This is a genomic window from Methylobacterium sp. UNC378MF, assembly GCF_900103195.1.
In the GTDB taxonomy this organism is placed as follows: domain Bacteria; phylum Pseudomonadota; class Alphaproteobacteria; order Rhizobiales; family Beijerinckiaceae; genus Methylobacterium.
The window spans coordinates 155,413-168,977 of record NZ_FMWU01000006.1; the positions used below are offsets into that span (position 1 = coordinate 155,413).

At 70.6% G+C, this 13,565-nt stretch carries 12 protein-coding genes; 9 read left to right on the forward strand and 3 right to left on the reverse strand.

Annotated features, from left to right (window positions below; translation table 11 throughout):
- Positions 1–70: 70 nt before the first annotated feature.
- The 3 genes from BLT59_RS08350 to BLT59_RS08360 form a co-directional block, all read right to left on the reverse strand.
- Entirely contained in the window at positions 71–1,132 is a 1,062-nt protein-coding gene (locus BLT59_RS08350) for an MBL fold metallo-hydrolase (protein WP_091778411.1), read from the reverse strand.
- An 86-nt stretch (positions 1,133–1,218) separates the two neighbouring features.
- Positions 1,219–1,455, reverse strand: a complete 237-nt coding sequence (locus tag BLT59_RS08355) for a DUF6894 family protein (RefSeq protein ID WP_091778413.1) — start codon at positions 1,453–1,455, stop codon at positions 1,219–1,221.
- 396 nt (positions 1,456–1,851) lie between these two features.
- Entirely contained in the window at positions 1,852–3,078 is a 1,227-nt protein-coding gene (locus BLT59_RS08360; RefSeq protein ID WP_244513902.1) for a transglycosylase SLT domain-containing protein, read from the reverse strand.
- A gap of 321 nt (positions 3,079–3,399) precedes the next feature.
- On the opposite strand from BLT59_RS08360, the gene BLT59_RS08365 reads away from it, so the two are divergent.
- From BLT59_RS08365 to BLT59_RS08405, 9 genes are all read left to right on the forward strand, one after another.
- Positions 3,400–4,590: an inositol-3-phosphate synthase gene (locus tag BLT59_RS08365; RefSeq protein WP_091778415.1), complete on the forward strand. Its 1,191-nt coding sequence runs from the start codon at positions 3,400–3,402 to the stop codon at positions 4,588–4,590.
- Between the two features lie 232 nt (positions 4,591–4,822).
- Complete coding sequence (locus tag BLT59_RS08370) at positions 4,823–5,752, forward strand: HD domain-containing protein (protein ID WP_091778417.1); 930 nt, start codon at positions 4,823–4,825, stop codon at positions 5,750–5,752.
- Between the two features lie 44 nt (positions 5,753–5,796).
- Positions 5,797–6,978 (forward strand): class I SAM-dependent methyltransferase, encoded by a 1,182-nt coding sequence (locus BLT59_RS08375; RefSeq protein WP_091778419.1) that lies wholly within the window; start codon positions 5,797–5,799, stop codon positions 6,976–6,978.
- Positions 6,978–7,973, forward strand: a complete 996-nt coding sequence (locus BLT59_RS08380; RefSeq protein ID WP_091778421.1) for a Gfo/Idh/MocA family protein — start codon at positions 6,978–6,980, stop codon at positions 7,971–7,973. The genes BLT59_RS08375 and BLT59_RS08380 overlap by 1 nt, the downstream gene beginning before the upstream one ends.
- A gap of 225 nt (positions 7,974–8,198) precedes the next feature.
- Positions 8,199–9,800, forward strand: coding sequence for a YcaO-like family protein (locus tag BLT59_RS08385; protein ID WP_091778423.1), 1,602 nt, complete (start codon positions 8,199–8,201; stop codon positions 9,798–9,800).
- Complete coding sequence (locus BLT59_RS08390) at positions 9,797–10,669, forward strand: sugar phosphate isomerase/epimerase family protein (protein ID WP_091778425.1); 873 nt, start codon at positions 9,797–9,799, stop codon at positions 10,667–10,669. Before BLT59_RS08385 ends, BLT59_RS08390 begins: the two co-directional genes overlap by 4 nt.
- 160 nt (positions 10,670–10,829) lie before the next feature.
- Positions 10,830–12,068: a glycosyltransferase family 4 protein gene (locus BLT59_RS08395; protein WP_091778427.1), complete on the forward strand. Its 1,239-nt coding sequence runs from the start codon at positions 10,830–10,832 to the stop codon at positions 12,066–12,068.
- 114 nt (positions 12,069–12,182) lie between these two features.
- Positions 12,183–12,941, forward strand: coding sequence for a PIG-L deacetylase family protein (locus BLT59_RS08400; RefSeq protein ID WP_091778429.1), 759 nt, complete (start codon positions 12,183–12,185; stop codon positions 12,939–12,941).
- Positions 12,931–13,560 carry a uracil-DNA glycosylase gene (locus BLT59_RS08405; RefSeq protein ID WP_091778431.1) on the forward strand — a complete coding sequence of 210 codons (630 nt, stop codon included), beginning with the start codon at positions 12,931–12,933 and terminating at the stop codon, positions 13,558–13,560. The genes BLT59_RS08400 and BLT59_RS08405 overlap by 11 nt, the downstream gene beginning before the upstream one ends.
- Positions 13,561–13,565: the final 5 nt, after the last annotated feature.

Below are 13,565 nucleotides of genomic sequence, written 5' to 3' on the forward strand. Positions count from 1 at the left end.
GTCCGGGCCGTGTCCCCATGCTGCATGCAGAATGATGCACGCATCATGCCCAATGCCTCGCCGAGAGCGGTCAGACCTCCCAGACCTGCCCGGGTCTGAGGGGAAGGAACCGCTCCAGCGGGATGCCGGAGCCGCCGAGGGCGACCGCCAGCGCCTCCGCGGGCCGCTCGATGCCCTCGTCGGTGAGCTGGAACGTGCCCCAGTGATGGCCGAGTGCCTGCTCGGCGCCGAGCAATGTAAAGGCCTTCACCGCCTCGGCCGGGTTGACGTGCTGCGCCCGCATGAACCAGCGCGGCTCGTAGGCGCCGATCGGCAGCGTGGCGAGGCGCGGTGGCCCGAAGCGGACGCGGATTTCGGAGAACAGCGTGCCGTCGCCGAAGCCGGTATCGCCGACATGGTAGTGCACGCCGCAGGACGAGGTGATCACGAAGGCGCACCACAGGGCCATCCGCCGGTCGTTGACGCCCCGCGCCGACCAGTGGTTCGCGGGAGTCAGGTGGACCTGCAGGCCGTCGCCGAGATCGACCGACTGCCCCCAGTCGCGAATCTCGACATGCATCGTATCGTCGTAGCCGCGCAGGATCGTGTCGTTGCCCAGCGGCGCCACGATCAGCGGCTGGTGCGCCTGCCAGATCCGGGCGAGGCTCGGGCCGTCCAGATGGTCGTAATGGTTGTGGGTGACCAGAACCGCATCGATGGGCGGCAGGTCGGCGAAGGCGATCCCGGGCGGATTGACGCGCTTCGGACCGGCAAAGCGGACCGGGCTCGCGCGCTTGGCGAAGACCGGATCAATCAGGATGTTGCGGCCGGCGACCTGCACGAGATAGCTCGCGTGGCCGATCAGCACGACCCGCAGGCCTGCGACGCGCTCGGGCGGCCGGTCGGCCGGAAAGGGGCTCGGGAAGCTCTTCGGCCAGGGCTCGCGCTGCCGCTTGGCCTGCCAGCGCAATACGTCCGGCAGCGACTTGTCGGTCGCCTGCTCCGGCAGGAAGAACCGCAGCCCGTCGAAATGGTCGGAGGTCGGGCCGCGATAATAAGGGTTCTTGCCGCGCCGATGCGCGGCATAGCCGACACCGCCGAGCGTCATGACCGTGGCCGCACTCGCGACCGTGAGCAGGCTGCGCCGTTTCATGGATCCGAGATGGCCCGAACCGGGGGCCGGTCAAGCACGCCGGTGGAGCGGCGGTGAGCCTCAGGCCCGTGCGAGGCCGCCCCGGCTCAATCGACCATCTCGGCAGCGAGGGAGAGGCGTGCCCGGTAGACGATCTTGCCGACTCCGTCGCGGACGCAGGCGACGTAATCCTGACGCTCGACATCCGGCAGCATGTCGCGGGCGATCGCCGACATGATCCGGGTGACTTTGGCCCTGGCCGCAGGCAGGTCCGGCAGGTCGAAGCCGACCTCATCGTGGATCGGCTGTGAACCGTCGTGAAGGTCGATGAAGAAGCGGGGCATCGGCGCGAAGCGTCTCAAAGAGAAGTCGTTCTCCCAAAGTATTGGTCTTGTTATGGTTAACGGGGACTTAAAACGCGTAGTGTGAGGCCGCTCGACGGCGGAGCGTTGGAGGGGCGGGCGAGAGCCGGTTCCGAACTTCGACGCCTCGCTCCCGACCCGCTCCGTCTTTCCGGGGCGCCGCGGGCGAGCCCGGAATCCAGGCCCGCCGATCGCGCAAGGATCTGTCGCCCGGGGCCTCTCCGGATCCCGGGTTCCGTCGGTGCGGCGCCGGATGACGGAGCCGCGCCTGGGAAATGCCAGGGAGAGACGAGGCGGTGCGAGCCGCCGATCGGACGCCCCGACGCGTCGAAGCGGTGTTCCGATCCGCTCAGGAAAGCCGCCGGTCCGACAAGGTCCTCAAACCCCGTCCGGCGGCAGCGCCTCCGTCACCTCGACGCGGCGGTTGCCCGCCACCGGAGCCGTCTCCTCGCCGGCGGCGACGTCGGTCTGGGTGGGCGCCTTGACCAGCGCCTCGGCAACCGCCGCGACACCCTGGTAGCGGGTCAGCCGCCGGTCGATCATGCCGTCGATCCGGTCGTGCAGCTCGGCCACGGTCAGGCTGCGGCGCTTGCCGCCCGCCTTCTCGGTGAACAGGCTGCGATTGGCTCGGGCCGCGGTGCGGAACTCGCGTCCCGCGACCTCGTCGGGCTTCTCGGAGGAGAGCGACAGGAAGCGCCCGGCGCTCGCGGTGCCGAGAAAATGGGCGAGGTACAGCTCGGTCGTGGTGAGCGCGCGCCCGACCCGGGCCTCGATCCGCTCGCGGTCGCGCTTGACCAGCTCGGCCGCCATCAGGGCGGCCACGCGCGGATCATTGCGCAGGCCGAGCACCCGGGCGCGCATGCTGCCCGTCACGGTCATCGCCGCGCCCCGGCCCTTCACGGCTGCGGCTTCCTCGGCGAGCCCGTAGCGGGCGCCGTAATCGCGGATCATTTCCAGCCACGTGCGGGCGACGAACTGGAACAGGCCCTGCGCCGAGGAGGTCGCCGCCTTCGCAACCGTGTCGAAGCTCGATTCCTTGTCGGCCAGCGCCATCATGTAGACGGGGTCAACGCCGGCCTCGTCGGACGCCTTGACGATTGTGTCGACGACCGTGCGCGGCACGCTGCGCTCGCCGAACTTGACCGCGTCCCGACCCTGTTCCTGCGTCACCCGCGGCAGCGCCGCGAGGTCGTCCTGGATCAGGGCCGTGGTGGCGGGCTCCTGCTCCGGCACCGGCAGGCCGTTCCAGGCGTCTGCATCCGGCGCAGCGGCGGACGCGCTTGCCTCGGAATCCGGCCGCGCCAGCGCCTGAGCGGCGCGGGGGCTGGTATCGACCCGGTCGTGGGCCTGGGCGGAAGGCGCGAAATAGGCCGGCGCGAAGGCCGCCTGCGGCAGGCCGAACCCGGCGACGAGCCCGAGCGCCAGCGTCCCGGAGATCCGGCCCAGGCCGGTGCGGCGAAGTGACCGGCGCCCTGTCCCGCGGCCGGCCCGCGGCAGCCACGCCACGGCTTCATCCTCGAAACGCCCGGTGCCGTTCAGGGTCTGCGGCACGAGTCGGCTCACGTCGTCGGCGCGACGCGCCGGCTCCGGGAAAACCCCCATCATTGGTCCTCTTCAGATTGGTCCTTGCATCCGCCCGGCTCTGACGGCCGGGTTTTTTCGGAAGCGGCGGCCCTATCGACGCCGGCCGTGACCAGAATGGGACGGCCCCGTGATCCAAGCGTGGCACGGTCAAGGAAGAGTTAACCCTGCCTCTTAGGGCTGCGTTAACGCCGCGATCCGGCCGCGCCTCGGGCGACGGCGGGGCAATGTTGTCGCATTCGGCTTGGAACGCGGCACTGCCGAGCCAGTTAGGAACGGCCCCGGTGGGGTCGAACCTTCCGTCCCAAGACGCCGCCCGCGTCCGTACAAGGACATCGTTTTCCGATGAGCATGCAGTCCGGTCGCCGCGTCGGTGTCGCGTTCGTTGGCATGGGGGGCGCCGTCGCCACCACCGCCATCGCCGGCATCGAGATGATCAAATCCGGCTCGAACCGGCTCGACGGGCTGCCGCTCGCCGGCCTCTCCGTGGCGGGCCTGGCCGATTACAAGGATCTCGTCTTCGGCGGCTGGGACCTGAACGGCGACGACCTCGCCTCGGCTGCGAGCGGCCACGGCGTGCTCTCGAAGGACGATATCGAGAACGGCGCCCAGGTCCTGAAGGGGATCACCCCCTGGCCGGCGGTGGGCAGTGCCAAGTTCTGCAAGAACATCGACGGCCAGAACCGCATCGTCGCCAAGGACCACCGCGAGGCGGTCTCGGTGATCGCGAACGATCTCCGCCGCTTCCAGAAGGAGAGCAACCTCGACGACGTGGTCGTGGTGAACCTCGCCTCCACGGAGCGCTGGCCCGACCTGAACGACCCGACCCTGAACTCGACCGCCGCCTTCGAGAAGGGGCTGGATTCGAGCGACGAGGCGATCTCGCCCGCGATGCTCTACGCCTACGCGGCGATCAAGAGCGGCATCCCCTATGCCAACTTCACCCCGAGCGTGGCCGCGGACGTTCCGGCGCTCCTGGACCTCGCCAAGGAGCTGAACGTCCCGGTGGCCGGCAAGGACGGCAAGACCGGGCAGACCATGATGAAGACGGTGCTGGCCCCCGCCTTCAAGGCCCGCGCCCTCCACGTCGACGGCTGGTTCTCGACGAACATCCTGGGCAACCGCGACGGCCTCGCCCTGAACGATCCGAATTCACTCCAGTCGAAGCTCAACACCAAGGGCACGGTGCTCGATTCGATCCTCGGCTACCCGGTCGAGGACCATCTCGTGCACATCCACTATTACCGCCCGCGCGGCGACGACAAGGAAGCCTGGGACAACATCGACGTCACCGGCTTCATGGGCCAGCGGATGCAGATCAAGGTGAACTTCCTCTGCAAGGACTCGATCCTGGCGGCGCCGCTGGTCATCGAGATCGCCCGCGTCCTCGACCTCGCCAACAAGCGCGGCGACGGCGGCGTGCAGGAGCAGCTCTCGACCTTCTTCAAGGCCCCGATGGTCAAGAACGGCCACGGGCCGGAGCACGCCTTCGGCAAGCAGGAGAAGATGCTCCACGACTGGCTGGGCGTGCACTGAACGGACCGAGCGCGCCGCCGCGCACGGCTCCTCCCCTTGCGGGGAGGAGTTGGAGGTGGGGGTGATGCAGGATTGAGCGATCCGGTGCCGCCTGCACCACCCCACCCCCTGACCCCTCCCCACAAGGGGGAGGGGACGCGCTTCGACCTTCGTATGTTGGAGAGCCGGAAGGGTTCGTGGAGCGTCTGGTGAAGGCCTCACCCGAACTGCTGTACGCGGTCTGAAAGAAACGATGCCCAGCGAGAACCACCCGTCGCAATCCGGCGCCGCCGCGCCCGAGGCCTTGCGCGACCTTCTGGTCGAGATGAACGACCTCAAGCGCGTCCGCTCTGCGGGCCGTACCGGGTCGATCGCCGAGCGCCTGTTCGCGCAGGGCTGGGGCCTCCTCACCGGCGGGACCCCGCCGGAGGATGTCGCCCTCGACATCACGGCAACGACCCTCGCGGCGACACGCCTCTGCGACCTCGACGCCGCCTTCCTGACCGCGGCTGGGCTCTCCGAGGAGGCGGCTTCCGCGGTGCTGGTCGCGGGCTTCGATGCCGTAACCGGAGACCTCGATCTGGATCTGCGGGCCCGCCTGCGCGCGCGGCTCGCGCCACGTCCGGCGGGCAATCCCGGACCGCTGCCGGGTTTCGTCGGCGCCCTGGCGCAGCAGCCGCGGGCGGGCGTCACCTGTCCCGGCCGCGCCCGCATCCTGCTGGAGCCGCCCGAGAACCACGCCGAGCATTGCCTGATCGTGGCCGCCTACGGCGTCTGCCTCAGCCCCTTCTACCGGGCCGACCCCGGCACCGTGTTCCTGGCCGCGATGGCGCACCACTTCCACAACGCCGCGATGCCGGATGCGGGGTTTACCGGCGAGATGCTGCTCGGCGACCATCTCGGGCCGATCATGGCTACAACAACCGCCTGGGCGCTGGCCGAGCTCTCAGAGCCCCTGCGTGGTCAGGTCGAGCGCGCCCGGGCGGTCCTGCCCGACGATGCAACCGCGGAAGGCCGCGCCTTCCACGCCGCGGATTGTATCGATCGGGTCTTGCAGATCGCCCAGCACCTGCGCGGGGCCTCGACCACGATGGGGATGGTGCTCGACGAGTGGGAGCTGGTCCATGCCGGCCCGGTGAAGGGTTTCCACGACCGTGTCCTCGCCGACATGCGCATCCCTTGATCGCCGGATCCATCCGCCCATCTGCCCGGGCGGTCCCGAGAGCCATGATCCCGTTCGAACTCACATCGCCGGATACCGGCAACCCGCTGAAGGCCGACGGCCCGCATGCCCTGCGCGATGCGGTGACCGGCGCGCGCTGGCCCGTGATCGACGGGATCCCGTACCTGCGCGTCGGCCGCGAGGCCTTGATCGAGCGGGTGCTGGCCCATCTCGACGCGGGTGAGCCCGACGAGGCGCTCGCCGCCCTCTTGGTCGATCAGGACGATTGGTGGAACGGGCCGCCCGCCGATCCCGCCGGGATCATCCGGCTGATCAAGGACCGGCGCACGGCGACGCTGCGCGATGCGGTCGAACGCCTCGGCTGGGGCCGGGTCGGCGACTATTTCCTGCACCGCTGGAGCGACCCGACCTACTTGGCCGGGCTGTCGCTGCTGGAGGCGCACTGGAACGAGCCCATCTGCGTCTTCGAATTCGCCTGCGGCATCGGCCATTACCTGCGAGAGCTGCAGCGGCGCGGCTGCAAGGTCGCCGGCGCGGACGTGGTCTTCGCCAAGCTCTGGGTCGCGCGCCACTGGGTCGTCGCCGAGAAGGCGCAGCTCGTCTGCTTCGATGCGGGCTCGCCGCATTGGCCGATCCCGGGGGCACCCGTCGACCTCGTCGCGTGCAACGACGCCTTCTACTTCCTCGACGACAAGGCCGCCCTTCTCGATTGCCTCCGTCAGAATGCCGGCGACGATGGCTGGCTGGCGCTCAGCCACATCCACAACCGCGACTGCCCGGGCTTCTCCGCCGGTCGCGCGGTGACGGCCGAGGAGATCGCCGAGCTGTTTCCCGACGCCCTGGTCTACGACGACGCGGATCTGACCCGGGCGCTTGTCGCGGCGCGGGCGCCGGTCCCGCAGGAGCCCGGGTCCCTCCGGACCTGCGAAGCCTTCTCGGTGGTGTGCGGTCCCGGCATGCGACCGGCGCCCCGTGCGGTGGTCGACGGCCTGACCCTGCCGAGGCCCGGAACGGTGCTGCGGCTCAACCCGCTCTACGTGCCCGAAGCCGACGGATACAGCGTTCGCTGGCCGTCGGAGCGCTACGAGGCGGAATACGCCCCCCGCGCCACCTACCCGATGCGCTCGCCCGGCCCCGAAACCGTGACCTTCGAGGGCAGCCTCGACGCGCCGGAGACGCAGCGCGTGCGCGTGCGCGAATTCGTCGACCTGCCGGAGCGCTGGTGATGGACGGGGTCGGCTGGGGCATCGTCGGCTATGGCTGGGTCGCCCGCGACTACATGGAGCCCGGCATCCGCGCGGCTGGGCATCGGTTGGTCGCGGTCTGCGATCCGAACCCGGACAGCCGCGCCGCCGCCGAAGGCGCGGGCGCCCGCAGCCATGCCGACCTCGCCGGCCTGATCACCGAGCCGGACGTCGAGGCGGTCTACGTGGCGACGCCGAACCACCTTCACCGCGGCGCGGTCGAGGCCCTGGCGGCCGCCGGCAAGGCGGTGCTCTGCGAGAAGCCGATGGCGGCGACGCTCGTGGACGCCGAGGCCATCGTCCGCGCCGTCGAGGCCCACAATATTTTCTACGGCACGGCCTTCGACCAGCGGCACCATCCGGCCCACCGGGCGATCCGCGCGCAGGTCGAGACCGGGCGGCTCGGCATCGTGACGGCGGTGCGGATCGTCTATGCCTGCTGGCTCGGGCGCGACTGGTCAGAGGCCGGCCAGCCGAACTGGCGGATCGATGCCGCCCAGGCTGGCGGCGGCGCGCTGATGGACCTCGCGCCGCACGGACTCGACCTCGTGGAGTTCCTGATCGGCGAGCCGATCACCACCATCGCGGCCCTGACCCAGACCCGGGCCCAGGATTACGCCGTCGATGACGGCGCCCTTCTGATCGGCCGCACCGCTGGCGGCGCGCTGGCGAGCCTGCACGTCGCCTACAATTGCCCCGACGCGCTGCCCCGCCGCCGCCTGGAGGTGGTCGGCACGAAGGGCATGCTGGTGGCCGAGAACACGATGGGCCAGACGGCCGGCGGTGCGCTGGTGTTCATCGACGGTGCCAGTGGTCGCCCGGACCCGCTCGCCTTCGATCCCGAGAGTTCGCCCTTCACCGAGCAGGTGCGGGCCTTCGGCTCGGCCCTGCGTCGGCCCGAGGAGCGGGCGGCGTGGTCGGCGGCACGAGACCTTCACACGATGCGGCTCGTCGCCCGCGCCTACGGGCAGGGGTAGCGAGCATTGGACAGGATCAGCGAACGCCGAGCCTCGACCCGATCCATACCGTCCCAGCCCTCATCCTGAGGTGCCCGCGCCAGCGGGCCTCGAAGGAGGGCTCCAGGGATCGCACGGCCGGCTGGGATCCTCCTTCGAGGCCTTCGCGGCGCTCCGGCACCTCAGGATGAGGGGGATGGATGGGATGAGGCGTGGCGCACGGTTCGAGGAAGACGGGAACACGACGTGAGCAACGCAGACGCCTTCCACGACCAGGATGACCGCGCTCGCCACGAGCGGATCAAGGCGCCGCGCCCCTACCGCTTCGGCGCCAAGCGGCCGATCGAGGGGCTGCCCGAGACCCTGCCCGATCCTGTGCGCGCCTATCTCGACGTCCTGCCGGAGGGGCGCGTCGTCGGCTTCCCGCTGGCGCCCCTCGACCGCACCGGTATCCCGGTCTGGTTCGTGGCCCTTTTCCTCGACGACCCGTACTTCGTCGGCGCGATGCCGTCGGGCATCGGCTACGGTGCCACCGACGAGGAGGCGCTGATCGGCGCGGTCGCGGAGATCGCCGAGAACCTGATGCCCTCACTCGCGGTCCTGCCCCGGGCCAAGGAGCGGGCGAGCTACACCGATCTCGCGCGCGTCTACGGCCAAAAATCCGTCGCCGACCCGCTGACGCTGTGCCTGCCGGCCGGCTCCCCGGTCGGCCGCGACACGGTCCTCGAATGGACGCCCAGCGTCCGGCACGCCACGGGCGAGATCGTGCTGATGCCGCTCGACGTCGCCGCCACCGACTATTTCGAGCTGTCGGAGGGCTACCGGCCCTTCACCAACCTGATCACCAACGGCCTCGGCGCCGGGCCGGACGTGCCCTTCGCGCTGGGACACGGCGTGCTGGAGCTGCTGCAGCGGGACGGGAACGGCCTGCTGTTCCGGGCACTGGACCAGGGCGTGATGCTCGACCTCGACGGCATCGGCCCGGAGAACGCCGCGATGCTGACCCGGCTGAAGGATCTGGGCATCCGCGCCCTGCCGAAATTCGCCACCGACCAGTTCGGCCTGACCAACCTCTACGTCGTCGGCTACGACGAGGATCCGGCGCGCACGCCGGCGCCGATCGCGCTGTCGGCCTGCGGCGAGGCCTGCGACCCGGACCGGGAGCGGGCCCTGCGCAAGGCGCTCCTGGAGTTCCAGGCCGCGCGGGTGCGCAAGACCTTCGGGCACGGGCCCCTCGACCTGGCCGCCACGGTGACGCCGCCGGGCTACATCGATGCCTTTATTCAGAAGGCGCTCCCCAGCCTGGACCTCGAGGAGAGCCGCGCCCTGCAGGCGATGCTCGAATGGATCGAGATGCCGGCGGCCGACCTCCGCGGCGTTCTCGCCGACACGGTCTATTCCGAGCGGAGCACCAAGCGCTTCGCGGAGCTACCCTCCACTCCGGCCGCCGACGGCCATGCACGGGGCAAGATCGCCTGCGACCGGCTCACGCAGTCCGGGTTCGACGTCCTCTACGTCGATTGCACGCCGCCCGGCGGCGGGGTCGGCGTGGTCAAGGCGATCGTGCCGGGGCTCGAAGTCGAGACCATGAGCTATTACCGGATCGGCGAGCGCAACACGAAGAAGCTCCTCGACCGCGATCATCCGCTGATCCGATTCGGCACCGAGAGCGAGACCTTGCGCCCGGTGCGCCTCACGCCGGAGGCCCTCGAGCGCTTCGGCGGCCAGCCGCTGTTCGACGTGGCCCTGGCCGAGACGATCGTCGGTCGGCACTATCCGCTGTACCGCGAACCGGAATCGCATCACGCGCCATTCCGGCTCGCTCAGCGCAAGGGGAGGGCGGCGTGACGCTCCGGTTCGCCTACAACACCAATGGCGCGGCCAACCACCGACTCGACGACGCGATCCACCTGATCAAGGCGGCCGGCTACGACGGAGTCGCACTCACCCTCGACATCCACCACCTCGATCCCTTCTCCGAGAACTGGGCCGCCGAGGCCGGCCGGGTGGCGAGCCTGCTCGAGAAGCTGGAGCTGACCTGCGTCATCGAGACGGGGGCCCGCTTTCTGCTCGATCCCAACGCGAAGCACGAACCGACCTTGGTGACGGCGGATGCCGCGGGCCGGGCCCGGCGGGTCGGCTTCCTCAAGCGGGCGATCGCGATCGGTGCCATGCTCTCCGCCGAGGCGGTCTCGTTCTGGGCCGGCGTGCCGAAGCCCGGCGTCGATCATGGCGAGGCCCGGCGCTGGCTGGAAGAGGGACTGCACGAGGTCGCAGGTTTTGCCGCCGAAGCCGGCATCGTGCCCTGCCTGGAGCCCGAGCCCGGCATGCTGATCGAGACGCTCGACGATTATGCCGCCCTCGACGTGCCGGGGCTGAAGCTCGCCCTCGACACCGGCCACTGCCTCGTCACGGGGGAGCGGGACCCTGCGGTGGCGGTGCGGGAATTCGCCGGCCGGATCGGCACCGTGGCGATCGAGGACATGAAGCGCGGCAGCCACATCCACCTTCCTTTCGGGGAGGGCGACATGGACGTGCCGGGTGTGCTGGAGGCCCTGGAGGAGATCGGCTTCGGCAAGCTGATCTGCGTCGAGCTGTCCCGCGAGAGCCACCGGGCCGACGTGATGATCCCGCAGGCGCTGGACTACCTCCGCGGCTGCCGCCGGCCCGGCCCGGTGTTGGGCGGCGGGCAGGAGACACGGCGGCAATGGCAGTGAGAGTGGCGGCCCATCTCTCCTCCCCCTTGCGGGGAGGAGCCGGAGGTGGGGGTGGTGCAGGATGGGGCGCTACGGTGCCTTCTGCACCACCCCCACCCCTACCCCTCCCCGCAAGGGGGAGGGAATTCCGTCCCGCCCGCGCCCCGGACCGCGTGCCAGCATGAGAATCCTCTTCCTCAGCCGCCGCTACTTCCCCGCCATATCGGGCATGAGCGTCTATGCGCAGAACCTGCTGCGCGAGCTGGCCGATGCCGGTCACGACGTCACGATGATCTCGCAGTATCGCGGCGACGCCTTCGGCACTCGCGTCTACGGGGGCGGGCCCCCACCGCCCGTCCCGGGGGTGCGGGTGATCGGCCTGGAGCAGCTGGGCGAGCAGACCTCCGGCGATTTCGAGCGCGACATCGCCACGATGGTGGACGCGATCTGCCGGGAGCACGCCGAAAAGCCCTTCGACATCCTGCACGCGCAATACGGATACCCGACCGGTTGGGCGGTGCTGCTCGCCGCGCGCAAGCTCGGGGTTCCGAGCGTCGTCTCGATCCAGGGCGGCGACGGCCACTGGGTCGGATCCTGCTGCGAGACCCATCGGGTCGCCATGTGCGAGGTCCTGGCCCACGCCAACGCGCTGCTGATCGGCGGCGCCTCCTTCGTGGACGAGGTCTGCGGGCGGCTCGGATCGGATCCCGCGCGCTTCACCATCGTGCCCGGCGCGGTCGACACGGACCGGTTCGCGCAACAGACGCCCGACGGCTTGCCGGCACCCCATGCCGGGCCGGTGCGGCTGTTCTATCACGGCCGGGTCGACCGCCGGAAAGGCGTGCTCGACTTCATCGACGCCCTGGCGATCCTGCGCGCGCAGGGTACGCCTTTCGCGGCCACGATCTCGGGGATCGGGCCCGACGTCGAGCCGGCCCAGGCGCTCGCTGCCGAGCTGGCCTTCTCGGAGCGCGAGATCGCCTTCACGGGCTATGCCGAATACGGCTCCGTGCCCGAACTCTACCGACGCGCCGACGTGTTCGTCTCGCCGACCTACGCGGAAGGGTTCTCCAACACGATCCTTGAGGCGCTGGCGGCCGGCCTCGCCACGGTCTCCTGCCACGCCGTCGGCGTCTCGGACTGCCTACGCGACGGCGAGAACGGATTGCTGGTCGATCCCGGCGATGTGCCGGCGCAGGCGGCCGCGTTGACCCGGATCATCACGGACGAGGGTCTGCGCCGCCGCATCGCGACGGCCGGGCTGGAGGAGTGCCGGCGGGTCTATTCCTGGCACGCGGTCGGGCGGCAGATCATGGACGTCTACGCCCGCGTGCGCCACGAAAGGCCGGCTGCCGACTTCGCGACGGACCTGCCCTACGATCCCAGCTGCCGGTTCCGCGCCGAGCCGCATCTGCTCTGAAGGCGCCCGACAGATATCCGATTCGCGCCCTCATCCTGAGGTGCTTCCGCTGCGCTCCGGCACCTCGGGATGAGCGCGACGGTTGGACATCCCCCAGCCGATAGGCCCTGAACCGTGCCGATTGCCCTCGCCCTGTCACCCCATCTCGATGATGCCGCCTTTTCCTGCGGCGGCCTCCTGGCGAGCCTCGCCGCGGATGGCTGGCGCGTCGTGATGGCGACCCTGTTCACCGGCAGTGTCGCCGAGCCCAGCGGCTTCGCGCTGGCTTGCCAGCTCGACAAGGGGCTGCCCGCCGGGATCGACTACATGGCGCTGCGCCGCGATGAGGACATCCGGGCCGCCGCCGAACTCGGGATCGCGCCGCCCGTCCACCTGCCGTTCCGGGAAGCGCCGCATCGGGGCTACGGCTCGGCGCCGGACCTGTTCTCCGACACCCGCCCCGACGACGGCATCGCGGCCGATCTCGCGCCGGCCATCGCGGAGCTGATCGGCGTCGAAAGCCCTGACCTCCTTCTCGCGCCGCAGGCGATCGGCGGCCATGTCGACCATGTTCAGACGGTCCGGGCGCTCCGGAGCCTCGATCCGCCGGAGCCGATCCTGTGGTGGCGCGACTTCCCGTACACGGTGCGCGACACCGTACCGAAAGCGCCGCTGGCCGAGCTGTTCACGGCGCTTGCCGAGCCGGCGATGCGGCTCGGTCCGGACGCCCAGGCCAGGAAGCGGGCGGCGTGTGCGGCCTATGCCAGCCAGATCGGCTTCCAGTTCGGCGGCGTGGCCGGCCTCGATGCGCGGCTCGCCCGCGAGGAGGGCATCGAGCGCTTCCGCCTCTCCGGCCGGCTCGGCGCGGCGATCCCCGGCCTCGATGTCGGCTGAGCCCCAGGCGCCGAAATCCCTGGCCGACCCGGACGCGCTCGCGGCCCGCCGCGCGATGATCGGGGCAGAGCATATCGCGCCGATCCGGGCGCTCGGCGAACGGATCTCTGCGGAGCGCGGCGCGCCGGTCCCGGTCCCCGATCCCCTCGATGGCGGCGTCGGCGCGCGGATGCTGCTCCTCTTGGAGACGCCTGGGCCGGCCGTGCTGCGCACCGGATTCGTCACCCGCGACAGCGCGAACGGCACCGCCGCCAACCTGTTCCGCTTCCTGGCCGAAACCGGCATTGCCCGGGCCGACACGCTGATCTGGAACGCCGTCCCCTGGTTGATCCATCAGGCGGGCGCGCTCAACCGGGCGCCCCGCCGGACCGAAATCGCGGCCGCCGGGCCCTATCTCGCGCCGCTCCTCGACCTGCTGCCGCGCCTCGCGGTGGCGGTGCTCGCCGGCCGCTTCGCCGGTGAGGCCGCACCGGCGCTCGCGACGCTCCGTCCCGGCCTGCCGGTGATCCGGATCCCGCATCCGAGCCCGACCTATGTCTGCACCGCGCCGGAGGTGCCGGCCCGGATCCGGCGCGGCCTTGCAGAGGCGGCCGCGATCCTCGCCGACGCGGCCGGCTGAGGATA

Bases quoted from the DNA above. Each gene is read 5' to 3' on its own strand.
- BLT59_RS08350 (WP_091778411.1), bottom strand. From the start codon at position 1,132: ATGAAACGGCGCAGCCTGCTCACGGTCGCGAGTGCGGCCACGGTCATG.
- BLT59_RS08355 (WP_091778413.1), bottom strand. From the start codon at position 1,455: ATGCCCCGCTTCTTCATCGACCTTCACGACGGTTCACAGCCGATCCAC.
- BLT59_RS08360 (WP_244513902.1), bottom strand. From the start codon at position 3,078: ATGATGGGGGTTTTCCCGGAGCCGGCGCGTCGCGCCGACGACGTGAGC.
- BLT59_RS08365 (WP_091778415.1), top strand. From the start codon at position 3,400: ATGAGCATGCAGTCCGGTCGCCGCGTCGGTGTCGCGTTCGTTGGCATG.
- BLT59_RS08370 (WP_091778417.1), top strand. From the start codon at position 4,823: ATGCCCAGCGAGAACCACCCGTCGCAATCCGGCGCCGCCGCGCCCGAG.
- BLT59_RS08375 (WP_091778419.1), top strand. From the start codon at position 5,797: ATGATCCCGTTCGAACTCACATCGCCGGATACCGGCAACCCGCTGAAG.
- BLT59_RS08380 (WP_091778421.1), top strand. From the start codon at position 6,978: ATGGACGGGGTCGGCTGGGGCATCGTCGGCTATGGCTGGGTCGCCCGC.
- BLT59_RS08395 (WP_091778427.1), top strand. From the start codon at position 10,830: ATGAGAATCCTCTTCCTCAGCCGCCGCTACTTCCCCGCCATATCGGGC.
- BLT59_RS08405 (WP_091778431.1), top strand. From the start codon at position 12,931: ATGTCGGCTGAGCCCCAGGCGCCGAAATCCCTGGCCGACCCGGACGCG.